Genomic DNA, 23,760 nt, shown 5'->3' on the forward strand with positions numbered 1-23,760 from the left:
ATTAAACCCTTGCTCTCCGTTTTGGTTAACTACATCTTGTAAAACTATAGCAAATAAAGTTGCTTGAATAGGTGGCGCTCTGCGTCGTAAAGTACTTTTCGAAGTAAGTATTAACGCCCATGCTGGCACAAAAAATATGTTTCCAGTTTGGGCGTGAATAAATTGATGTCAAATGAGGGATATCATGCAGTAGAGGCTTCTGTCAGCTTTAGATCACTCTTTTGAGTAGTGTCAGGTGAGTGAGCGCTAAACAGCTTCTGTGATAGCAAGGCAGACATAAAAGCCAAGATAAATAAGGCGCTAAACACCATCCCGCCGGTAATAACTGTCGCTAGACCGCGATAAATAGCTGCGCTACTTCCAGGGTTAAGCACTAAAGGAATATTGCCAAAGATACAGGTAATTGTTGTAAGCATAATGGGGCGGACACGCAAGCTGGCAGCCATATATATCGCCTCCAATTGATTAGCTCCGTTTTGCAATGACTTATTAAATTGGTTGACTAGTAGTATCGCATTATTAACTACCAGTCCCATTAAGATTACAAAGCCGATCATGGTTATTACATCCAGGCTTTGGGGGGTAAATAGATTTAAAATTTGTAAGCTAATCATTCCGCCTGCAAATGATAAGGGTACAGCACAGAGTACTGCTGCTGCTAACTTTGCGGACCTTTGGGCGAAATACATTAATAAGGCCAATACTCCGATAGCTGCTGCAAAAATTTTTAGGAACTCACTGAGGAACAGATTGAGTTCATTAGCGCTACCTCTAAACTGTGTATGAAGATCATTGTAGGAACTTCCTGATAAAAACTCTTTCACAGATTGATCAACATCCTCGACAAATGACTTCATAGCAACGCCTTCGGGAGGAGTTAAGTTTATTGATGCACTCACTTCCTGGCCGACACGAAGTATACTGGCTGGCGCTTGAGTGATTTTGGCGTCGGTCAATTCGCGTAGAGGAATAAAGCCGTGACCGTTAATCAGTATCTCTGTATTTAAGAGCGTCTCAAGATTTTGCGGTTCTCTTGCTTTAAAGTAAAAAGGAAGAGTGTTGGTTCCCGTATAGAAGTGCCCAATATATATTCCATCGGTTAAAGCCATCAGATGATGATTTAATTCCGATATCGTAATACCTAAACGAGCTAGTTGTACTAGCTTGGGTTGAAATTCAATACGAACCGCTCTATTTTGAAGTGCGCTTCCCTCTTGAATTTGCGCTTCTGGAAACTCTAAGCGTAAATGGCTCATAAGCTCACTCCCTGCCATCTGTAGTCGAGATAGCTCTGCCCCTTTGATATCTAACTGGCTAATACGGTTATTGGGTAGGGCAAACCTTAGTAAACCACCTTGTCTGAAATGTATTCGAGTCCCAATTAGTCCAAAGAGAGCTTTTTCATTTAGCCAGCTCTTTAGCTCTTCAAAATCCCAGTCCCCTTTTGTGTATAGATAGAGATTGCAATTATTTGGGTTGCAAATTATTCCATAGGTTGAAACTTGGTTCTCTATTTCTTCTCTATTGGCTGTGATTCTATTTACGACCCGTTCCCCAATTTCATTTCTTATGGTCTCTGTGGATAAAGGACTTTCAAAGTTGATATAAACAGAGACCATATTTTGTTTAGGGTCTGGGAGGACATCAATGTCAGGGCTAGAAATGAAAGTGGCAATGAGTGCGACGGGTAATCCTAACAAAATTATAGTGGAAGCGAGCTTAGGATTGCTTGCAGAACGGATAGAAAGCTTCACCCACCATTCAAGCACCTTATTGATTTTGATACTACTGGATCCCTCCTCAGAAATTGCTGCTTTTCCAAGTAAGTGTCTGGCCAATGAGGGTAGTATTAGTAGAGCAAACAATAGTGATGCTAATAATGCGCTTGAAATTGTGAATGCCAGGTCTTGAAAAAGCTGCCCTGTTGCTGATTGCATAGCAATAATGGGCAGGAATACGATAACACTGGATATTGTAGATGAAAATAATGAGCCCGAAACTTCTTTGGTTCCCCGCGTGATACTTTCCTGAATATTTATACCCTGCTTGCGCAGTCTTTGAATGTTTTCTATGACAATAATTGCTGCATCGACCATTAACCCGATAGAAAGTGCAATCCCTGCAAGTGAAACAACGTTCATACTTCTATTTCCAAGATACATTCCCAGAACTACCAGAGAGATACAAATGGGAATGCTTAGAAATATTAGGGTTAGAGTTCTGGGGTTACGTAAAAACCAATAAATAACCAGGCAGGCGAGTAGTGAACCCAGCAAGAGGCTTCCGTATACCAGGCTGAGGGAATTCCGAATACCCGTGGAGTCATCCCGGCTTATGGCGAGCTTCGTCCCCAATCGATTTAACTCTCCGTCATTTAATTCTTCTATTGTTGATTTGAGCTGGGCGATGGTTTCTAGAACATTGACATTTTCGGTAGGGCGTAGATAGAAGTATAGAGATCTATTGCCTTCAAGGGCAAAGTATAACCAATCTGAAGCTACACGTTCTTTTACCGAAGCAATATCCGAGAGTTGAATGATTTGGCTTTCTCGTGTTGCGATAGGTAACGTTGAGAGTTCCTCTAGTGGGATCTGACCCTTGAAATGAAGGGCATAATCTTTTGACCCAATTTTTAGATTTCCTCCCGAGCGATCCGTTAAGTTGTTTAGATTTTCGGTTATCTCACCAATGGTTAAAGAGTACCGAGTCATCTTTTCCGGGTCGAACTCAATATCGACCCGTTGGGCAGTGGGTGTGCCGGCTTCTTCAATGGACTGTACACCAGGAACTTTACTAAAGGCTGGCTTAACATGATTTATAAACGCGTCGATTAATTGAAGTTCGCTAGCCGGTTTCTCAGAATATAGGAAAAAGGATCCAAGCGTAGCCCCTGCGCCATTTGCAAAATTGAATACATCCGGTGTGCGAACTTGTGTTGGCCAATTGGGTACTTGGTTGATTTTGGACAGTACCTCAATATACATTTGCTCCATATTTGCCTCCGAATGGAAGTCAATTATGGTCCAAGCCCAGCTACTATTAACATTGGTTTGCAATTCTTTGAGGTGGCTTAGGCTAGAGAGTTCCTGTTCTAGTGGAGCAATTAGTATTTGTTCTATTTCTTCTGCGGTCTTTCCTGGCCAGGAGGTTGCGAGTGCAATTTGTGGACGATTAATGGATGGGAGTAGGGCGTTCGGTAAATTTATCCCGGCTATAACCCCGGCTATTATTAGGGTAAAGGTACAACAGATGATAATTGAGCTGTATTTCTCCAGGGACTTCATGTGTTTTCCCTCTTTGTTGGAGTAACGGCTTCATTGAGTTGTAACCCTTCGTGACCTAGTACAATCAAAAGATCGCCAGGAGCGATGCTTGAACGTACGACAAAGTAATTATCGAGAGTATCTATTATTTGCACCCTGGTACTAACTGCTCTTTGGTCGTTGTCTAGAGTCCAAACCTTATATTGTCGCCTATTCTCAAGAATTACGGCGTCACTAGGAATTCTAGTAATGTATTCTTGCTCGCTATGACCCGCGAAAGGGGTAAACATAGTTATTTCAAATCGCTGCCCAACCAGTAAGGATTTGAATTTTTGTCTGTTTACTTTAAAGTAGAGATTAAAGTTCTGTGTTTCTGGGTTTACTATATGGCTGATATTTCTGAGTTCAATATCTTGCTCCTTAATTTTGAAGGTGCTATTGCTTAGCAGACTTTCTTTATTTATGTGTTCTTCAGGGAGACTACATTCAATTTGGTTTTCAGTTAGTGGGAGTAACTGCATAATTCTTTGTCCTGGGTTGAGGTTTTCTCCAGGATTAGCTTCTATGCTTAAAACTTGACTATCGGTTTTTGCGTAGTGCAGTAGTCGTTTAGAACGATATTCAGCTGTATTTAGTTGTTGTTCGAGTCTTTGCTTGGTTAATTGATAGGTGTCCACATTGAGCTTAAGGTTATTTAAATGAGACTGAGAAACCATGTCGGCGGAGCGAAGTTTCTCCAGTCTACCTAGTTCTTCTTCTGCATAGTTAAGCTGGCTTTGTGTTAATTCAATATCGGTGCGAATGATCTTCATTTGCTGGGAGAGATAAAAGTCATCCTGGGCTGCTACTAGTTCACCAGCTTTGATAATGGAGCCAACAGGCTTTATTTCTATAAGTTCAGCATCTGAGTGACTAGATATTTGATGTAGGGCAGGGGATGATACAGAGCAAAATAACTTTGTTCTAATAGCTTGCTCCCAGGGTTGCGCTGCTTCTACTAGCACTGTGCGGCTATCGTTGGCAAGGCTATTGGAGCCAATAATTAACAGAATAGGTGGGATGCTACCCATAAAGAGCTTTTTAATTTTACTGTTTCTCATCCTGAGGCTCTGGTCGGTTTTGTTTCTGAATTAATTGTTTAAGAGCGGTAATTGGTATTAAAAATTAAAGAGACTATAGTGCCTTTAGTATTATTTTTGACTAAAAGGTATTTGGATGAGCTATCTGCTGCAATCTCGGTGCGGTAAGATGAAATCTACAAGGGGTGAGTTGTTCATGTTTAGAATTTTGTAAAATGTCAACTTTCACAATGGATGTCTTTGGCGCCAAAAACTAGGTTTTACTGCATATATTGCAGCGCTTATATGCTCAGCTGGAAATGACGGCGGGAGTGGCAGTGTGAATTTTAGAGTGACTTGCCTGCTCGGGTTTTCTATCGGCGTAATTTGAATAGATCTGTTTGTAGCTTACCTAAATGGTAAAGATGTGCCGATATTATAGGACTTAAATAATTAACTTTAATAATGTGGTAAGTAAAATGTATCTAGGTCTGAGGTGGCCAAATGGTAGGCTAATTGGTGTTATGTAAAGCGGGTGCACTGATAATGTTCTGTACACCCGACTTGATCTATGCGGAATTTGTGAGGTAGGAGTTAAAACTATAGTTAGAAAGGGTGTTACTCCTCTCGTCTTAACTCCAGGCGTTGAGATTCACGTATACGAAAACGCCGTTTGTTTTCTCGCTCTCCATGAATACGTACTCGCTCACCAGATTGCATACCTTTCTGCTTTGCCTCTTTGGCGTCGATAAAGTAGTAGTCACCGGTAGTTTCATCTTTTACGGAGAAGCGGTGATCCACTTCTCCTGTTTGAAAGTTCTCGGAGATCTCTTCCTCTAACACGCCAGTTACAGTCTCTTCGGCAATTGCTGAAGAGGAAAGGGCGAGAAGTAGGGCTAAGGGTAGATTTTTCATTGCGGTCGTACTCCCCATTAAATTATTCATCGTAAGTTACAGAAACAGTTGCAGAGTTGTTGCTGTTGTCAGTGGATAGGAATTCAATAGTGATCCCAGCAGATGAGTCAGTAAAGCTGTCCCCGGTAGTTGACAGTGTGGCTACCTGGTTGGCGGTAACATTGTTATTACTGGTGCCGCTAAGATAGTGAACCGTTACCGCATTTTCGTGGTGTGGACGGGGGTTGAGGGTGTCGTGCTCGACGTGGTATTCGATGTAATAGTAGTTTTCTCCATTCCTGCTACCAATACTTTCGGCCTTTAAGAGTTGAGGTAGATCGCTACTAAGCTCACCAGCAGCAAGTTCTATGGCTTGAAACTCAATACTAGTGGTGCTGCCTGCGACCGCCTCAATAGTTTCAGTGTATCCGGGGAATGAGTCATACCAGCCCATATAGTCACGATGACCGCTTCCAAAGAGTCGTGATTGCCAAGCATTGCCCATTAGGGAGCCGTCACTACCATATTCACTCTCACCGCTATCGTTGGTATCCCCATCATTATTATCGTCATTACCGGCGTGGCTCAGGCCAATATTGTGCCCAATTTCATGGCCCATAATCAGTTGATCACTATCTGCAATTATCATGCTCCAGCGGCCTCCGACAGAGGCGACTCCCGTGCCAACCAGTCCTGCACTGGCCGCAGCTTCCGGGAAAATGTAGACCCGATGACGCCAATCGTTGAGCTCTACGGGCTGGTTGTTGGAGTCTAGGTAATTGCTTTCGATCCAGCTGGTTGCCCTATCTCTCCATGTATAGCCGCTATCGTTATATTCACTGCCCGAGCGAGATTCCGCATCTTCGATGCTCAATACACCGCCATTCTGGCTGTCGGCAATGCTGTAGGTAAAGCAGTCTATAGAAGTGCTCTCATCATTGTCTTCACCGTAGCAGTATTGATCTAGTGAAGTGTCATTGCTTAGATGGCGGCTGAACTTTAGTTGTCCCAGGGAGTTTTCATGGTAGGCATTATCAAGAGAATCTGTGTCATTGAAAGCCATATTTGCAATTTGGGTAATGCTTAGATCATCTTCTACGGCGGCATCTGAGAAGTTCATAAAGATAAAGACAATGCTGCTTTCTGTGGCTTCGATGGTTTGAATAGAGAACACCACGGAGAGGGTGCTGCCATCGGTGAGCTGGAAAGAGATAGTGTCCTCCACGGACTCACCATCATTCAAACTCTGGGAACTGGTGTTTAATTGATATTCCCAGTTTCCACTTTCATAGAGAGTAAAATCTCCATAGCTTCCGGCCACACTGCTGGCTTGAAAGGTGGGGCTATTACTATCGGTATCTTCGAGGCTGAGAGTGCCACTGGCATACTCTTGTGTCCCTACGATAAGTGATGCCAGGGGACTACTGGGGTTAAAAGTGTAGCCCCCCGTTTCTTCATCACTGTCGTCGTCCCCGTTATCGGAATCATCAGAACCACTGTTGTCTCCGCCGTCGGTACTTGTTTCGGTTTCAGTAGTCTCATCGTTGGAATTACTACTGCCGGATCCTCCTCCACAAGCTGTAAGGAGAACCGATAAACTGAATGCTGTAAGGAATTTTAGGGTATCAGGCATGACAAACTCGACGTATTTCTTAATCTAATTGAGCAAGGCGATTTGTAATTGATGGACAGCTGCTCAGTGGCCCGGTTCCTGCTGATTATTAGTTAAATAACTATATTTGGATTCTGGGTCACCTAAGGCAAAATAGCTATCGCTTTTTTGGCAGGTTGTGACGGTGTTGGATCAATTGCTATTAGCGCCTGTAAGTAGTGTGAACCCCGTTTGAGCAATTGATGACAGGGTTCAAAAAGTTAACTAGGTGTAATGAGTAGGATAAAGGAATGAGAGCTATATTTGAACGTAGAGTGCACTTAACCCCATTTGCTTTTTTGCACAGGTGGGAGTCTGAAATTGGGGTGTTTTTAGTTGGGGTTGATTAGAGGGAAATATGGATGTTGTCTTTCGTTGAAACAATCAAAGAAGGTGGAAGGAAGGGTAGGTTAATTGTTGTTGTGGCCGGTATAGGACTTTTGATCGCCGTGATATATCAACTGGCTACTCGCCTAAACCTTAATACAGCTTATTCTGTCGGAGAGATTATATACTCACTTCATGGGGTAGAAGTTTATTACAATGGAGGAGTTAATAATGTTGAAGAGCGCAACACCTCGGAAGACGGTTATAATCTTGGCCTAAGGTACCAGTGTGTTGAGTTTGTTAAGCGCTATTATTACGAGCGATTTGGGCATCGAATGCCGGATACATTTGGACATGCTAGAGATTTTTTTGACCTGACAGTCCAGCACGGGAGTGTGAATACCAAAAGAGGATTACTGCAGTTTCACAACCAAGGTAATACCCCTCCGAATATTGGCGATATCGTTATTTATAGCCCCTCCCTTTTTAACCCTTATGGCCATGTAGCTATCGTTTCTATGGTAGATATAGAGAATGCTACCCTGGAGATTATTCAGCAGAACGCGGGTCCATTTTCTCCCTCCCGAGAGCGTTACCCACTTATTTTCATGCCCTCAGGGCAATGGTATGTAGAGAATAACCGTATTCTCTGATGGTTGCGCAAAGAGTGATCAACTTTTCAGAGGGTTATTTAATGGATAACCCCCTCCATTAATCTCGGTCAAAAGCCATTTATCTGATTCCAGTACCGCTGGTCTTATCCGATGGTATGGGCCTGGAAGGTTGGTAGTGTGCTTCCCACGAATGGAGGCAATTATGAAACTATATTCTCTTTGGGCGCTATCTCTACTGATTGGTAGTGCTACTAGCCAGGCGGATGCCCTTGAATCACAGTGGGAGCTGGCGATGACAGCCGCTTATGATCGCGCTTCTGATAGCTCACTTTTTGAGGCGCAATCAAGTGTGTCTCGGCAAGCTTTACTACAGGGGGCACTACAGTATGAAGCTTGGGAAGGGCAGATCTCTGCATTCCACCAGGCAGAGCGCGGTGGCAGTGAAGACTCAGAGTTGGTAGTTGAGGAGCTTTTCTGGCAGGGGAGCTGGCAGGACTGGGATTGGTTGCTGGGCAAACGCCGCCTGGACTTTGGTGTTGGTTATGGTCATCGACCGCTGGATTGGTTTCTACCCATAGAGCGGAATCCGGTATCACTTCAAGTGAGCGAAGGAGTTGGGGTGGTGTCTGCCAGTCGTTTCACTGAGAATGGAGAGCTAAGTGTAATGCTGGTGGATGCCGGTATCAGCCAGGCCTCTGGGGGTGACCACCCAAAGGGATTTGCCATGCGCTGGTATCAGCTTGGAACTAGTGCCGAGTGGCAGTTACTGGGTTACATGGATGATCAGCGAGGTATGAACTTAGGGGGAAGCTGGGTTAATACTTATGGAGAGCAATGGGAGATCCATACAGAATGGCGCTACCAGCAAGAATACTGGCGCTGGCGAGCCCCAGCTTTGACGGCTATGCCAAAACAGGAGCAGATGGATGATGGCTGGCAAGCTCTTATAGGGATGACATGGGCAAACAGCATTGGGCATTCGGTTATTTTAGAGTACTGGTTTGATAGTCGGGCCTGGGGGAAAAGCGAATGGGAGCAGGTGTTTGATAGCAGCCTGTGGTACCAAAATCAGGGAGTGCAGTGGGATGGCCTCCGCCAATCCTCAGCAATGGCCTTTTTAAGTGATAATACCCTGAGGCACAATTTACTTTTACATTGGACGCTTACCAATAATGAGTACCATCCAAAAGTAGATTTAATATACACGCCTGAAGATGGTGGCCTTATTTTAACTATCGGGGGTGAGAGGGAGATGGCGGACGATTGGGTACTTGGAACATCCGTAAGATATTTTGCTGGTCCTGATGAGTCTGCTTTTGCGCAGCTTCAAAACCAGGCTGTATTTACCTTGAGTACGACTATTGTTTTTTGAGTGGAGTTAAGGGTGAATCTGTTAAGAGAGTGCTTACGTACATTGATAATTTGTGTGGTGGTGGCGGTAATTACCCAGGCTATCTGGGGGGGGAGCTATGCAGTTCACGGCGTAATTTCTCTGGCGTATGGATTTATAGCGACATCCACGAGGCAGGTAGTCGAGTTTTTCAAGCCCACCTGGCCCTCAAAAGTAAAGTATGCGGTAGTGAGTTTAGCGGCAACTGTACTGGGAACTCTACATGCTTGGTGGTGGATATCGGGTTTTGGGGAGTTTCGGGCACTTGATTTTTTAATTATTGCCATTCTTCTTTCCATTTTTCTCTATCAAGTTCATCTTAACCGGGAGCAATCTCACCAGCTTGAGAGGGAACGTCAGGAAGCTGAATTGTTAAAGCTTGAACAACAAAAGACTCTTGCTCAAAGCCAGCTAAAAGTGCTGCAAAGCCAGATAGAGCCTCATTTTCTTTTCAATACTCTGGCCAATCTAAAAATGCTAATTCGTCACGACCCTCAAAAGGCAGAAGACCTACTGGATAACTTTAGTGATCTCTTGCGAATTAGCTTGAAAAAATCCCGTTCCGACCAGGTATCTTTAAAGGTTGAGCTTAGCAGTTTGAAATGCTATTTAGAGATTCAAAAGATACGCCTGGGGGAAAGGTTAGAGTATGAAGTTGATTTATCAGAGGATGTGAGTTTAGAGACATTTGTTCCCCCGTTACTTGTGCAACCCTTAGTGGAAAATGCAATTTTTCATGGCATTGAGCCTGCAGCCAAAGGTGGACTGGTCCGGTTGCGGGTGAAACAGAAGGAAGGCCAATGGGTTATTGAGGTGGAAGATAATGGTGTGGGACTCACTGCTGGAGCTAATAAACTTAGCTCCAGCAAACACAATGGGATTGCGCTAAGCAATATTAGGGAGCGACTTTCTACCCTTTACCAAGAGCGTGGTAAGCTACTGATTCAAAGTAATAATCAGGGCGGAGTAACTGCCCGTTTGGAGTTTCCATGCGTGCCATAATTGCAGATGATGAGCCTTTATTGCGTCACCATCTCGACCAAATGCTAGCCGATATTTTTCCTGAGCTTGAGGTTATTGGTAAAGCCTGTGATGGTAACGAAGCGTTAGCTCTGTGCCAGCGAGAGGAGCCTGATGTGGTTTTTCTCGATATTCGTATGCCTGGAATGGATGGTTTGGCTGTTGCTGAGGCTCTTGGCAAATTACAAACAAATCCTATTGTTGTTTTTATCACGGCCTATGATGAGTATGCTGTAAGTGCTTTTGAGCATGAGGCAGCCGACTATCTGCTAAAACCTATTGATGACAAGCGATTGGAAAAAGCTTGTGATCGTATTCGGCAGCGCCTGAGAGACCGGGAAGAGGGTAACCTAAAGTCAGGACCTGATATTGAGGCGTTACTGAGGCAGCTTTCCTTAAGCAGACCTGAGTACCTTCGTTGGATTAAGGCAAGCAAGGGAGAAGATATTCATCTGATTGCCTGCGATGAGGTTTCGGCATTTGTGGCAGAGGACAAATACACGACGGTTTACTCCGGTCAGGGTGAGCATATTATTAGAACCCCTCTAAAGGAGTTGTTAGCTCAGTTGGAGCCAGATTTATTTTGGCAAATCCACCGTTCTACAATTGTCTGTGTGAAGCGCATTCAAAAAGTATGCCGTGGAATAACTGGCGGTGTATCTGTGGTGATGGATGACGGGCGTCAATATACAGTGAGTCGTAGGGCTGCTTCATTGTTTAAAACAATGTAGTGATCAACAATTTATATTTGTCTTAACTTAGGGGGTTAAATTGACCCCTCTATTTAAATTGATATGCATAGTAGAGATTCATATCTGCTACTTAAGATTTAGTAACTTTACCGCCCCTTATTTTTGATGGCCGGACATTCAGATTGGTTTGGTGTCGAGAGATCTTTAATCTAAATGCTCCAACTGCCTCTGATGAAAGGAAGGGTAATATGGCGGGACTGCGATAAGAGATTATAGCGTTAAAGATGATATTGGTTTTATTGAATTACTATTAAAGCCGTGCTTCAAACTTAATGGGGTTTTAATTGCCAAGGCTTTAGGATGGTTGCTGTTTGGGTTTGAATTTGGACGCTTGTTTATATATTTTTATGCTATTGCTATATGGTTTGACTAGTAATCTTGTGCGAACTGAGGGGTTGTTTTTGTAATTGTCGGTAATTTACTTTAGGGGTTTGATTGGCATAATTGCCCGCGACTTGAGGGGTGGAGTGTTTTTTAATTGTAGATTAACTATTTTGGTGGGTTTGAGTTTGTTTGTGCCTGGTGCTTGAGATTCTGCCTGAAGGTCTATTTTCTGCTTATTTGGCTTGTAAAATAGGCTAAGATTTTTCTTTATGGTTTTTCTATTTTAGGACATTTTCTTAAATGGCTGGGAAGGTATATATGCTGCATTCTTCCCGAAAGTGCCTAATCTATTTTCCTCTTGTAATGCCAGGTATTCTGCTGTGAGTACCTGTGTGTAAATTTTCTCCGATAATTAATGGAATAATTATGTTGGATAGTTATAAGTTGGATTCTTCTTCTGTAGAATGAGTTGAGGATCTAATTGAGGTAAAACCTCCCTACTTTGCACTAGAGGCTTTACATTTTGACGTTGACGGCTGGCTTGTTGCTAAAGTGCCTGTACAATGTCAAAGTACATATGAAAGTAGTTTAATGGATGTCGCGGAGATTGGTCGACACTTGGCAATTTTGGGCTCTTGTTTTGGCGCTTTGGCCAATCCAGTGAGATCCAAGCATTATTACCTGGCGCGCAAAGCTGATTTGAAAACTTATGATAGCTTTGTTTCTGATATGCGCCCTGATCACCTTCTGGCCCGAACCAAAGTCGTATTTACCAATAAGAGAGAGTTGGTTGCTGAGGCTGAATTGTTAGACCCTGCCGGTGAAGTGGCGGCACGGCTTAACGTGAAATATCATGTAATGCGGGAGCGATCTTTCCATAAGATATATAGTGATAGTATCCATGATATCACTCCTGTTATTAGCGATATTAACCCTTACTCCAAAAGTATTGATATTAATGTACATAATATTGATCTAATGTCTCTGACGGCAAGTATCGGTAGAGTTACTCCAGAAATGTGCATGGGGCATTTTGATAAGGTGAAAGCGTTGCCCGTTGCTATTGCCTCGCAGAGCCTTATTAAGTCATGTTGTATATTTTTGAGGCGGTTGACAGGTGAAGATAGTGCTCGTTTTATAGTTACCTCTGCGGATTTGTGTGCGGACAACTTAGCGCTAGCAGGGCAAGATGTAGATATAAAAGTAGAACTCTTAGATGTTGAAAACGATGTTTTTATTGTTCGTACTATAGCTACAAATAATTTGGGGCAGTCTGTCGGTGAAATGATCACCCATATTGCAATGGTGGATTAGTCTTTGTAAATTTCATTTGATATTTTATACAGATCAAGGGAGCTGCTCTTTTGATCTGTATCCACTCCATGTGCATCGCACAATCTTATTAGTATCAATTTAGTTGCCAAGTCTTCAATATTTTGGCAATTCCGCAGTCTTTACTAACTAGTACACTCTCCTAAATTTAGACGCCTTAACGATAGTATCTCTTCGCGTGCAGTAATTTTCCACCTATCCACCCTCTAGGGAGCCTCTGAATAACTCCGTAATGCCTCTGCGGGTCTTGAAGGCTGCAGATGTTAGGCGCAGCTCGCCGTGAATGGCCGTAGCCCTTTGCAAGAGCTGCAACGCAGCAGCTGTGGCCTTCAAGGCCCGCCCTTAGGGGCTTGCATAGCGATTCACACTCCGCGTTGCGACTTCTTGAAAGGTCTAGACATTCCTGCGAAGCCGCGCCTTGATTGTGAACCGCTCTGCATGCCAGAGGTATCACGGAGTTATTCAGAGGCTTCCTACAGCCATTCAGCATAATTTTTTGCCTCTTATCCTCCCCAGAGACAGTTCATCGCACTGTCCTGAATGATACTTGGATGCTAGGTAATCTATTAGAAATTCAGAAGCAAGGAGAAGTGTAATGAAAAGGTTACTTGTAATAATGGCTTTAAATCTTGGGGTGAGCGTTTCATCTCTTGCTGCCCAGGACGCACAAATTGAAGATTTGTACCAAAAAGCGGCAGCACAGGGTGGGGCGGCGATAGAGGAGTCCTATGAGGCTTTTAAGGCGTTACAGAAAGATAATCCTTCTGATCCTATTGCACTTTTTTACCTGGGAGCCAGTGAGACTCTAATGGCAAAAGAAAGCTGGTTGCCCTGGAGAAAGGTCAGTTATGCAGAGAATGGAATTGCCCGTATGGATAAGGCGCTCACCATAATTGAAGAAATGGATAACCCTGGTCGTTCCTCTCAGGGGATGCCTCAAGACTTGTTGCTTAAAGGCATTGCCGCAACAACTTTTACTAAGGTGCCAAAGTTCTTTAATTCTTTTGACCGTGGGTTTGAACTTTATTATGAGTTGATGGGCGATCCACGCATAGGATATATGCCGCCAGACGCTACTCGCTGGATTTACTGTGGCGCATTGCAGGCTGCAGAGCTTGAGGGTGACAAGGAGTTAGTGAATTTATGGGGAGCAAAGGCTGAGAGTCATGGCATATCAAATCCATGTGGTGATGTTAAAAACTCTGACTAATAGTGCGAACAGGTAGTAAATCTATGTTACAGCTCACTCATATTGAAAAGACTTACACTTCCGGTGAGGTTCAACTTAGGGCCCTAAAAGATGTGAATCTGGATATTCGAGCAGGCACTATGGTAGCTCTGTGCGGACCATCGGGGTCTGGTAAAAGTACCTTGTTAAATATTTGCGGGCTACTGGATCATGATTACAGCGGAGAAGTCTGCTTTGCCGGCGAGGTGCTGAGAAAAAGCCATCGGCAGTCAATGAAGATCCGTCGTACCCAGCTGGGTTTTGTATTCCAAAAGTTTAATTTGGTTCCGGTAATGACAGCCTTTGAGAATGTAGCCTTTCCACTTCTTTTGAATGGAATGAAAGAAGGTGAAGTAAGGCGGCGTGTAATGGGCATGTTGGATCATGTCGGGCTGTCCCAGTTTTCCAACTACCGGCCAGATCGACTTTCAGGTGGACAACAGCAGAGAGTAGCAATCGCTCGAGCACTGGTGCATCAGCCCAAGCTGGTAATTGCTGATGAACCTACGGCCAGCTTGGATAGTGTTACCGCACAACAAATTATTGAGTTAATGAAAAATTTGGGAGTGGAGCAAAAAACAGCTTTTATTGTTGCCAGTCATGATGATCGAATGACTCGTCATTGCGATAGAGTTGTTGAGTTGAAAGATGGTGTAATTCTGCAGGAGAGTGCTTTATGCGTCGCTTAAAAGTCGCGGTTTTAAATTTATTGCGCAATCGTCGCAGAAGCTTTCTTGCTGTTGCCATTATCTCCATTGTGGTAACGGCCTTGATGACCTCCGGAGGTTTTGGCCTATTTACATATCAATCCCTTAAAGAGAGCGCGGCGCGCAGTGAGGGGCATTTGGTGCTAACACAGCCGGGATATTTCTCTTCTGATGAGGACTTTCCTCTTCAGCTTGGTTTAGATAATGCCAATAAATTACGTGGGGACTTGTTGGTTGAGGAAAATGTGAAGGCCGTGCAGCCTAGAGTTTATCTGCAAGGGTTAATTTCCAATGGTGATAAGTCTTCTATTTTTTTAGGTCAGGGGATATTGCCAAGTGAATTTCGGGTGAAGGGGCCTTTTCTAAATGTCACTGAGGGCAGTATTTTATCAAACCGTGAAGATATCAGTGATCCTGAGATTATGCTGGGTAAAGATCTCGCAAGAAATCTTAATGTAAGGCCTGGGGATTATATTACTTTAATGTCCTCTACAGTTCATGGGGCTCTCAATGCAATGGATTTTAAGGTTAGGGGAGTTTTCGGGACTGGTGTTCCAGATATGGATAAGCGTCAAGTATATATTTCTGTTCAGGCTGCGCAGTTCCTTTTAGATAGTGACAGGGTCTCAACCATGGCAATCTATGGCTACAGCCTTGATAAGACATCGAGCTTGCAGGAAAGACTGCGTGAGTTAGTTCCAGAGTTGGAAATTACAACTTGGGAGGATCGTGCCTTTTTCTATCAGGGAGTGAAGAGTCTTTATGATCGAATTTTTGGGTTGATGGGCATCATTATGGCACTGGTTATCTTTGTCTCGCTTTTCAATACGCTGGCAATGTCGGTAACAGAGAGAACACGGGAAATAGGTACCTTGTCCGCACTGGGTGCATCCAAAGTGGAATTGATAACTGGGTTTATATTGGAGGCTTTAGTACTTGCTGTAGTGGGTTCTTTAGCAGGTGTTATTTTGGCTGGTCTGATAAGCGCTGGGTTGATGATGTTTGACATTACTATGCCGCCACCTCCGGGAAAAACAACGGGGTATCCTTTGACTGTTTATTTCTCTATTAACTTGGCTTGGATGATTTCGGTTGCAATAGCTGCGATATGTGTTTTTTCATCCTTCCTTGCGGCGCGGAAAGGTGTCAATAAACCGATTACTGAGGCATTGGTCCATGTATAAATTAAGATTAGGCAGAGTTAGCTTGGCGATTGGTTTTTTGCTGATGTTCTCTCCCTTTGTTTTAGCTGGGGCTGAGGAGAAGGAAAGTCATTTTTCCGCTGTACAGGTAGAAAGCATGTTGGCCAAAGCCGATTCCTATCGTCTTGGAGAGTCATCTTCAAAAGTTGTCACCAACATCCAGGTTTTTAAACAGGGAGAGTTAGAAAGCGAAGATCGCTACCATGTTTATACTCGCCCTGAGAGAAAATCATTGGTGGTATTTAAAGGTGTTGGTGAAGAGGGGCAAAAAATGCTGATGCTGCAGGATAACTACTGGCTATTGATGCCCCGCAGCCGCCGCCCTATCCGCATTACACCGATGCAAAGATTGCTGGGGGAGGCTTCAATTGGTGATATCGCCACTTTGACCTGGAGCCAGGACTATCGGGGGCAATTCGAGGCAAGTGAAATTCTAAAGGATAAATTGACCCACAAACTTCAGCTGGAGGCAAAAACCAAAGGAGCCAGCTATCAAAAGATAAAATTGTGGCTTGATAGTGAGAGTTTCTTCCCAATCCAAGCGGAGCTTTACTTGAAATCTGGAAAGTTGGCTAAGGTTGCGCATTTTGTATCGGGGATAAAGGATGAAGAGCTATTTGTGCAGGAGATGGTTTTGGTTGATAGCATCAAAGCTACCACTGAAACCAGAGTTCACTACGAAAGTAGCACTGCGCATCAGTTAGCGGAAAAATTTTACAATCCGGCTTACTTGAGTCGGCAGTCAAAAATGGATCTGTGAGAGTGGATCTGAGCGGGTAACTGCCTCTGCCAGTATCAATTCCGATACTGGCAGAGGTGCGGAAAATTAGGCTGCCTCAATTGATGCTATTTGAATTTTCCGCTCTTCGGAAAAAGCTCTATCAAGCTCTTCTGCCTCCCTGAGACGTTTTATTTTATCAAAGAACAATTGGGCTTCAGGAAAAGCCAATTTCAAGTAAGCGAGCCATTGTTTAATACGATTGCCCAGATACTTGGAAGGGTAAACTTCTCGGGTGGTTTGATAGTAACCCCAAAGAATCTCAATAATCTCTTGCCAGCCCATTGCTGTATAGCTCTCACCTGAGCAGTAGGCTTTTATCTGCTTGCCCAAATCTGGCCTGGCTAGCAGGCTGCGACCAAACATAAATGCTTCGCATCCGGTTACTTCACGGCAGCGTTGAAATTCCTCAAGTGTCCAGATATCCCCGTTGGCAATGACTGGGATTTCGAGTTTTTGACGAATTTCACCGATGTATTCCCAGTAGGCTGGGGGTTTATAGCCATCGACTTTGGAGCGAGCGTGTACTGCCAGTTCATTTGCGCCGCCAGCTGCTGCGGCCTGGGCGTTATCCATATAGCTAGAGCGATCATTAAAGCCCAGTCGGATTTTTGCGGTGACAGGGATGTTTTCCGGGACAGCGCGGCGAACCGCTCCTACAATAGCTTCCACTCTGTGAGGGCTTTGCAATAGGCAGGCGCCACCGTCGCTGTTATTCACTGATTTTGCAGGGCAGCCGAAATTGAGATCAATTGCTGTAGCACCGAACTCAACTGCTTTTACTGCATTAATTGCCATTGCATTGGGGTTGCCGCCTAACAGCTGTAACCGTACTGGAATCCCGCTTGGGGTCTTTGCACCTTTGTCGACCTCTGGGCACAAGCGGGTGAATACTCTGCGAGGCAAGCGAGTATTAGTGACACGAACAAACTCTGTAACACAGATATCGACCCCTCCAATGGCGGAGAGCAGGGCACGTACGTGATGGTCGATTACCCCTTCCATTGGTGCCTGGTAAATCGTAGGTTCTGGGGTAGGTGTCTTGTCGGTCATAAGTCAGTTGAGAGGTAAATCATAAATCTAAAGGCGCATATTCTATCAGCAAGTTATTGTAATGGCGCAAAAACGATCATTCTTCAGTATATAAAAGTAGGAGATATAAACTCAGCCTATTGATGTTTTGCACCAAAATTGGGCGTGGCAATTTAGACCCCTCCGTTGCCCCTGAAACCAATAAGTGTTTGATTTTAAAAGCAACTTGTATTGATAATAGAAAAATATCAGTATTTTGGAACTAACGAATTTTTTCCTGTGTGCCCGCTCTTTTTGGGGGAGGATCAGGTGCAGCGGCGGTTGAAATTACCGGTCTAGGGAATAAGATTCCGATGTGCAGAAATTTGGGACGGCTGGGCTAAGTGAGATTTTCCCGGGCAAGTTTATTGGTTGTACGACATAAATTTGTTTAATTGTGAGCGAAGATTTTACATATGCACAAAATATCAATTGGGGTGTTTCAGCTGTCCTGAATAAATAGGTACGTAAATTCATAGTGTTACGGGGACAGATGAAACCGTCCGGAATGGCTGGTTTTATTGCCTGGTGCCAGGGGGAATAAACAGTGCAAGAAACACTTTTGCAACAGGGGCTAGATATCACCCTGTTTGGTATGGGAATTGTTTTTACTTTTCTGCTATTGCTGGTGATCGGTACCGGTATTATGTCGAGAGTCATCTCCCGCTATTTTCCCGAAGCGGAGCCCGTATCCCACACGCCTTCCCCAACCGCAGGGAATGATAAGGCCCATTTACATGCGGTGATTAAAGCGGCGATCGAACAGCATCGCAAAAGACGCTAACCGCCAATCGCTTCCAAACAATTTCCAATAATTTCTGCCGAGAGAGATAACCCATGACTGAGGTTAAAAAGCCATTGGGGATTACCGATGTAGTCCTGCGCGATGCCCACCAGTCACTGTTCGCTACCCGACTGCGACTGGACGATATGCTGCCGATTGCTGAGAAGCTCGATAAAGTTGGCTTCTGGTCCCTGGAGTCCTGGGGGGGTGCCACTTTCGACTCCTGCATTCGCTATCTCGGCGAAGATCCCTGGGAGCGTATTCGCGAACTGAAGAAAGCTATGCCGAACACGCCCCAACAGATGCTGTTCAGGGGACAGAATATTCTCGGCTACCGCCACTATGCGGATGACGTGGTTGAGAAGTTTGTAGAGCGCGCTGCAGTCAATGGGGTAGACGTGTTCCGCGTGTTCGACGCGATGAACGATATGCGCAACCTGAAAACCGCACTGGCTGCGGTGAAGAAACAAGAGAAGCACGCTCAGGGCACCATCTCCTATACCGTGAGCCCAGTACACACCATGGACTTGTGGGTGGACCTGGGGCGCCAGATCGAGGATATGGGAGCGGATTCCATTGCGATCAAGGACATGGCCGGTCTGCTGCGCCCCTATGAGGGCTACGAGCTGGTGAAACGTTTGAAGGCCGCCGTGGACATCCCCATCCATATGCAGTGCCACGCTACTACCGGTTTATCTACGGCTACCGCTCTCAAGTGTATCGAGGCGGGTATCGACAACGTGGACACCGCGATCAGCTCTATGTCCATGACCTATGGTCACAGCCCAACCGAAGCGTTGGTGGCCATTTTGGAAGGCACTGAGCGGGACACCGGGCTGGATATTAACCTGCTGGAAGAAATTGCGGCTTACTTCCGTAACGTCCGCAAGAAATACGCGAAGTTTGAGGGCTCCTTGAAAGGCGTGGACTCCCGCATCCTGGTGGCCCAGGTGCCGGGTGGCATGCTCACCAATATGGAGAGCCAGCTGCGCGAACAGGGCGCCGGGGATCGCTTGGATGATGTGCTAGAGGAAATCCCGCGGGTGCGTGAAGACCTGGGCTTTATCCCGCTGGTTACCCCCACCTCCCAGATTGTGGGTACCCAGGCGGTGCTCAATGTCCTGACTGGAGAGCGTTACAAATCGATTTCTAAAGAGACTGCCGCCGTCTTGAAAGGCGAATACGGTGCGACACCTGCCGAAGTTAACCAGGAGCTGCAGGTCCGGGTACTGGATGGGGCGAATCCGGTTACCTGTCGTCCGGCAGACCTGTTGGCACCAGAGTTGGACAAGTTAACCCTGGAGCTTCAAGAGAAAGCGGGTGAACAAGATGTGGCCCTGACCTATGGTGAGGGGGAGATCGACGATGTGCTTACCTATGCACTCTTCCCGCAGATTGGCCTGAAGTTCCTGAAGAACCGTGGCAATCCAGAAGCTTTCGAGCCAGTACCTACCGGTAATGAAGGTGCTGCAGTCAAGAACGACAAAGGTGAAGAAGTTTATACGGTGACTGTGGAGGGGCAGAGCTACACCGTCACTGTGGCCGATGGTGGCGACTTAACCAATGTTGCCCCAGTGTCCGGTGCTGCTCCAGCATCTGCAGCTAGTGCACCTTCCGTGCCTGCTACCGGAGGTGAGCCGGTTAATGCGCCTCTCGCTGGAAATATCTTCAAAGTAATGGTGAAGCCTGGGGATCAGGTGAGCGAAGGCCAGGCGGTGTTAGTACTGGAAGCGATGAAGATGGAAACTGTGGTGAGTGCCCCTCGTGCCGGTAACGTCTCCAGTGTGGCAGTAAAAGAAGGCGATTCAGTGGCGGTGGGTGATGCCCTGCTGTCTATTGCATAGCCAAAGGTAGGAGTCACACGTGGATAATCTGATTACTCTTTGGCATTCCTCCGGTGTCGCGCAGATGGCATCGGGCCAGTTCATTATGATTTTGGTGGGCCTGGGCCTGCTGTTTTTGGCCATTCGCAAAAACTTTGAGCCCCTGCTTTTGGTACCTATCGGTTTCGGCGGAATCCTGGCCAATATTCCCGGTGCCGATTTGGCACTCTCAGCCGCGGAGACAGCCCTTACCCAGGGAGATGGAGCTGTGTTGGCGCAAATGGCCCAGATCCTGGGCCTCGATAGTACTTCAGCTTTACCCGCGCTTCAGGAAGCTCTGGCCAGTGCGCCGGCAGCCGTGCAGGTACAAGCAGCTGAGTTTGCCCGGGATGCCGGTTTCAATAACGGTATGCTGTATAACTTCTATTCCGTAGCTATTGCTTCCGGCATTGCGCCGTTGGTAATTTTTATGGGCGTAGGGGCTATGACCGACTTTGGTCCGCTACTCGCCAATCCGCGCACCTTGTTCCTCGGTGCAGCGGCCCAGTTTGGGATCTTTGCCACGGTGCTCGGTGCTGTGGGTCTCTCGGTAGCGGGAATCATGGACTTCTCAATCGCCGATGCCGCTGCGATCGGTATTATCGGTGGAGCAGATGGCCCCACAGCTATCTATGTTTCCAGCCTATTGGCCCCGGACCTGTTGGGGGCTATTGCTGTAGCAGCTTATTCGTATATGGCGCTAGTGCCTATGATTCAGCCGCCGATTATGCGAGCCCTGACCACTGAGCAGGAACGCAAAATTGAAATGGTGCAATTGCGCCATGTGAGCAAGCGGGAAAAAATTGCCTTCCCGATGTTGCTGCTGATTTTGGTGGCCCTGTTCCTGCCAGCTGCTGCACCGCTGTTGGGCATGTTCTGCTTTGGTAACTTGATGCGTGAGTGCGGAGTCGTTTCCCGCTTGTCGGACACCGCTCAGAACGCGCTGATCAATATCACCACTATTTTCCTGGGACTTTCCGTTGGTTCGAAATTGGCGGCAGACAAATTCCTCGACCCTAAAACCCTGGGTATTTTGGCCTTAGGTATTGTGGCGTTCGCGATCGGCACTGCGGCTGGCGTGTTGATGGCTAAGTTGATCAATGTATTCAGCAAGCACAAGATTAACCCATTGATTGGTTCTGCCGGTGTTTCTGCCGTACCTATGGCCGCGCGGGTGTCCAACAAAGTGGGACTCGAGTCCAATCCTCACAACTTCCTGTTGATGCACGCAATGGGCCCCAACGTAGCCGGTGTTATCGGTTCTGCGGTGGCTGCGGGTGTGATGATCAGTATGGTGCGGAGCCTTACTGGAGGGTAACCAAAATCCATGGCTTTGGAAGAGAGGGCGAACAGTGTTCGCCCTTTTTGTTGGCCTAAAACAAATGCATTTTGTCTGCTTTTGCTAGTTAAAACAGATCCTTCTGATTTAAATAATTTGAAGAAGTAGTCATGGATGGATTTGGTACACTTATCAGGTCAATAGAGTATCTCCAGCGATAGAATTCATTTTGAGTTAAGGTTAGTTGCGCTATATTCCTCCCAAAATGTTTACTGGAATAAAAATTCATTAGGAAGTAACCCCAATGCGTAGTTTGCCATTCTTAATTGCCTTTGCTCTTTTCTCCACCAGTGCGTTTGCACATGATAATCATCAAACTGCGGAAGAAGTTCGCCTGTTAAAGAAAGAGGTGGTTAAGCTCCGTAAAGAAGTACGCTCTGAACACAAGCAGAGTGTGGGATCTGAAAATGTTCGTGACTTAGAAAAAGAAGTGATGAGGTTGCGAAAAAATGTCCATCGGCTTCAAGATTTGATTTTGGAATTACAGGCGAGTATTGAAGCTCAGTCTGAATTAGTACATCCATTTCCTGTAGAGGAGCGCCCTAAGTGGGCTTGCTATATGTCAGATGTAAAAGCTGGGGGTATTCACTCTAAGGGCTTTAGTCGTATTGAAGCGAAGGGGAGATTACTTGAAATTTGCTCCCAACGTGGTGGCCTTTGCTTTGAGAGTGGAATTGAATGCTCCGATGAGTAGTAACTAATAGCCAGTTTAATATGGGGCGGCTACTCTTGGATGAGTTTGCGCCCCTGGCTACCCCTTAAAAAGTAAGGACGATAACTATTAGGTGAGAGTACAGCTTTGCACCACTTGTTCATACTTAAGCTTCTTATCTAAGGTTGTCTAGTTTATAGAAGTGAGTGTCTAGGATCTTATATAAAAAGTCACGCCCTTGCTGATGGAGTTTCTCTGAGGAACCGTAAGTTTTAAAGTATTCAGGAAATAGTTGGGCAATATCCTCACTGGACCACTCTAGGTGAAACTGCAAACCCATTATTCTTTCGCTGAATAAAAAGGCCTGATGAGGGCACAAGTCAGATTCTGCCAAGCAAATTGCCCCCTCCGGAATTTCAAAGAAATAGCTATGTGCCTGGAATACATTCTCTAAATTGAAATTCAGTGCTGTTGTAGACCTTATAGGTAGCCAGCCCATTTCCTCTTGAGGAAGTTGGCGGACCTCTGCATCCAATGCATATGCAAGAATCTGTGCCCCAAGGCAGATGCCCAATATTGGGATTGGAAGTTCAATGCAGTTTTTTACCCATGCAATCTCATTGGCAAGCCAAGGGAGCCTTTCGCGCTCACAAACGTTCATCATCCCACCAAGGATAATAACTCCGCTAAAATCGCTTTGAGGAAGTGGTGACTTCTGAGGGTTAATGATAGAAAGCGGTATTCGCTTCTCTGTAGCCCAGTCATAAATATACCCTGGGCCCTCAGTTCCCTCATGTTGGATAATCAGTATTGGTTTGGTCATTTACTGGAAATCCTGATTTTCAAAATACAGTTCTTCCTTATAGTGGATGCCAGCTTTAGTTAGGCTTTTTGGCCAGCTATCTTTCGAAAGCGGTTTTAAACTGCCGCTATAAATGTCGCTGAAAAAATCATGGTCGGTGCTGACCAGCAGTATTTGGTCGAAGCTGGGGGTGGATGCAATTTCATGCACAAGCAAAGTGTAATTTTTAAGAAGTATTAATTGGTAGTGCCCATTTTCTGTTCGGGTAAGGGGGCTATCCATTAGTCGAGAGGTTACCCTGAAAGTAACAGCTTGCAGCGCAAGTTTTCCTCCTCGTTCAAAATGCCCTGTAAACATTTGGGCGTTAAAGGCATTGAGTTTTCCCTCGCGTAGTTCGCGTAAAGAAAATTCCTCTGGAAGCAATGTAACTAACTCGTTTTGCTTGAGGAGGTTTTGCACCTCCTCCTGGTCATCAGTCTCCAATTCCAAAATAACTTGATGACTGTGTTTTCCGCCATGTAGTGGCATGTGTGTGGCAATAATTTGCCCGCCGACGGTAAACAGGGCCATGCCATGAATTCCGACCGAATTGTCACTTTGTGCTAATGAAGATTGTGTGAAGCATACGCTTGAGCTGATTGTCAGCGCCAAAAAGAGAAGAATATTTTTCATCGGTTTTGTGTAGCTATGAACTTGGATGCAGGGGATTC

20 protein-coding genes are annotated in these 23,760 nt (G+C 45.4%); 13 read left to right on the forward strand and 7 right to left on the reverse strand.

Annotated features, from left to right (window positions below; translation table 11 throughout):
* Positions 1-182 precede the first annotated feature (182 nt).
* The 4 genes from ACJJIN_RS01345 to ACJJIN_RS01360 form a co-directional block, all read right to left on the reverse strand.
* Positions 183-3,284: an efflux RND transporter permease subunit gene (locus ACJJIN_RS01345; protein WP_444896580.1), complete on the reverse strand. Its 3,102-nt coding sequence runs from the start codon at positions 3,282-3,284 to the stop codon at positions 183-185.
* On the reverse strand, positions 3,281-4,363 hold the full coding sequence (locus ACJJIN_RS01350; RefSeq protein WP_444896581.1) for an efflux RND transporter periplasmic adaptor subunit: 1,083 nt from the start codon (positions 4,361-4,363) through the stop codon (positions 3,281-3,283). Before ACJJIN_RS01350 ends, ACJJIN_RS01345 begins: the two co-directional genes overlap by 4 nt.
* A 576-nt stretch (positions 4,364-4,939) precedes the next feature.
* On the reverse strand, positions 4,940-5,236 hold the full coding sequence (locus ACJJIN_RS01355) for a hypothetical protein (RefSeq protein ID WP_444896582.1): 297 nt from the start codon (positions 5,234-5,236) through the stop codon (positions 4,940-4,942).
* A gap of 22 nt (positions 5,237-5,258) precedes the next feature.
* A complete protein-coding gene (locus ACJJIN_RS01360; protein WP_444896583.1) occupies positions 5,259-6,848 on the reverse strand; it encodes a VCBS domain-containing protein in 1,590 nt (529 codons plus the stop codon).
* Positions 6,849-7,228: 380 nt separating this feature from the next.
* Here ACJJIN_RS01360 and ACJJIN_RS01365 point away from each other — a divergent pair, with 380 nt between their 5' ends.
* The 9 genes from ACJJIN_RS01365 (at position 7,229) to ACJJIN_RS01405 (ending at position 16,522) form a co-directional block, all read left to right on the forward strand.
* On the forward strand, positions 7,229-7,846 hold the full coding sequence (locus ACJJIN_RS01365) for a CHAP domain-containing protein (protein ID WP_444896584.1): 618 nt from the start codon (positions 7,229-7,231) through the stop codon (positions 7,844-7,846).
* A gap of 163 nt (positions 7,847-8,009) precedes the next feature.
* A complete protein-coding gene (locus tag ACJJIN_RS01370) occupies positions 8,010-9,179 on the forward strand; it encodes a hypothetical protein (protein ID WP_444896585.1) in 1,170 nt (389 codons plus the stop codon).
* 207 nt (positions 9,180-9,386) lie between these two features.
* A complete protein-coding gene (locus ACJJIN_RS01375; RefSeq protein ID WP_444896586.1) occupies positions 9,387-10,199 on the forward strand; it encodes a sensor histidine kinase in 813 nt (270 codons plus the stop codon).
* Positions 10,187-10,948: a LytR/AlgR family response regulator transcription factor gene (locus ACJJIN_RS01380; RefSeq protein WP_444896587.1), complete on the forward strand. Its 762-nt coding sequence runs from the start codon at positions 10,187-10,189 to the stop codon at positions 10,946-10,948. The genes ACJJIN_RS01375 and ACJJIN_RS01380 overlap by 13 nt, the downstream gene beginning before the upstream one ends.
* Positions 10,949-11,884: 936 nt before the next feature.
* Positions 11,885-12,607: a hypothetical protein gene (locus ACJJIN_RS01385; protein ID WP_444896588.1), complete on the forward strand. Its 723-nt coding sequence runs from the start codon at positions 11,885-11,887 to the stop codon at positions 12,605-12,607.
* Between the two features lie 613 nt (positions 12,608-13,220).
* Positions 13,221-13,835, forward strand: coding sequence for a hypothetical protein (locus ACJJIN_RS01390; protein ID WP_444896589.1), 615 nt, complete (start codon positions 13,221-13,223; stop codon positions 13,833-13,835).
* A gap of 23 nt (positions 13,836-13,858) precedes the next feature.
* A complete protein-coding gene (locus tag ACJJIN_RS01395) occupies positions 13,859-14,542 on the forward strand; it encodes an ABC transporter ATP-binding protein (protein WP_444896590.1) in 684 nt (227 codons plus the stop codon).
* On the forward strand, positions 14,530-15,744 hold the full coding sequence (locus ACJJIN_RS01400) for an ABC transporter permease (protein WP_444896591.1): 1,215 nt from the start codon (positions 14,530-14,532) through the stop codon (positions 15,742-15,744). Before ACJJIN_RS01395 ends, ACJJIN_RS01400 begins: the two co-directional genes overlap by 13 nt.
* The gene (locus ACJJIN_RS01405; protein ID WP_444896592.1) at positions 15,737-16,522 is read left to right on the forward strand and encodes an outer membrane lipoprotein-sorting protein; all 786 of its coding nucleotides are present in this window, start codon (positions 15,737-15,739) and stop codon (positions 16,520-16,522) included. The genes ACJJIN_RS01400 and ACJJIN_RS01405 overlap by 8 nt, the downstream gene beginning before the upstream one ends.
* 66 nt (positions 16,523-16,588) lie before the next feature.
* Here the strand turns inward: ACJJIN_RS01405 and ACJJIN_RS01410 are convergent, their stop codons facing one another.
* Positions 16,589-17,593 (reverse strand): tRNA dihydrouridine synthase, encoded by a 1,005-nt coding sequence (locus tag ACJJIN_RS01410; RefSeq protein ID WP_444896593.1) that lies wholly within the window; start codon positions 17,591-17,593, stop codon positions 16,589-16,591.
* Positions 17,594-18,158: 565 nt separating this feature from the next.
* Here ACJJIN_RS01410 and ACJJIN_RS01415 point away from each other — a divergent pair.
* The 4 genes from ACJJIN_RS01415 (at position 18,159) to ACJJIN_RS01430 (ending at position 22,290) form a co-directional block, all read left to right on the forward strand.
* Positions 18,159-18,395, forward strand: a complete 237-nt coding sequence (locus ACJJIN_RS01415) for an OadG family protein (protein WP_444896594.1) — start codon at positions 18,159-18,161, stop codon at positions 18,393-18,395.
* A gap of 53 nt (positions 18,396-18,448) precedes the next feature.
* Complete coding sequence (oadA, locus tag ACJJIN_RS01420; protein WP_444896595.1) at positions 18,449-20,239, forward strand: sodium-extruding oxaloacetate decarboxylase subunit alpha; 1,791 nt, start codon at positions 18,449-18,451, stop codon at positions 20,237-20,239.
* Positions 20,240-20,258: 19 nt separating this feature from the next.
* Positions 20,259-21,575: a sodium ion-translocating decarboxylase subunit beta gene (locus ACJJIN_RS01425; protein WP_444896596.1), complete on the forward strand. Its 1,317-nt coding sequence runs from the start codon at positions 20,259-20,261 to the stop codon at positions 21,573-21,575.
* 265 nt (positions 21,576-21,840) lie between these two features.
* Positions 21,841-22,290, forward strand: a complete 450-nt coding sequence (locus ACJJIN_RS01430; protein ID WP_444896597.1) for a hypothetical protein — start codon at positions 21,841-21,843, stop codon at positions 22,288-22,290.
* A gap of 133 nt (positions 22,291-22,423) precedes the next feature.
* Here ACJJIN_RS01430 and ACJJIN_RS01435 read toward each other — a convergent pair whose 3' ends face one another.
* On the reverse strand, positions 22,424-23,071 hold the full coding sequence (locus ACJJIN_RS01435; protein WP_444896598.1) for a type 1 glutamine amidotransferase: 648 nt from the start codon (positions 23,069-23,071) through the stop codon (positions 22,424-22,426).
* The gene (locus ACJJIN_RS01440) at positions 23,072-23,722 is read right to left on the reverse strand and encodes a hypothetical protein (RefSeq protein WP_444896599.1); all 651 of its coding nucleotides are present in this window, start codon (positions 23,720-23,722) and stop codon (positions 23,072-23,074) included. It abuts the gene before it with no gap.
* Between the last annotated feature and the right edge of the window lie 38 nt (positions 23,723-23,760).

The sequence above is a fragment of the Microbulbifer maximicatervae (SeqCode) genome (genome assembly GCF_052467505.1).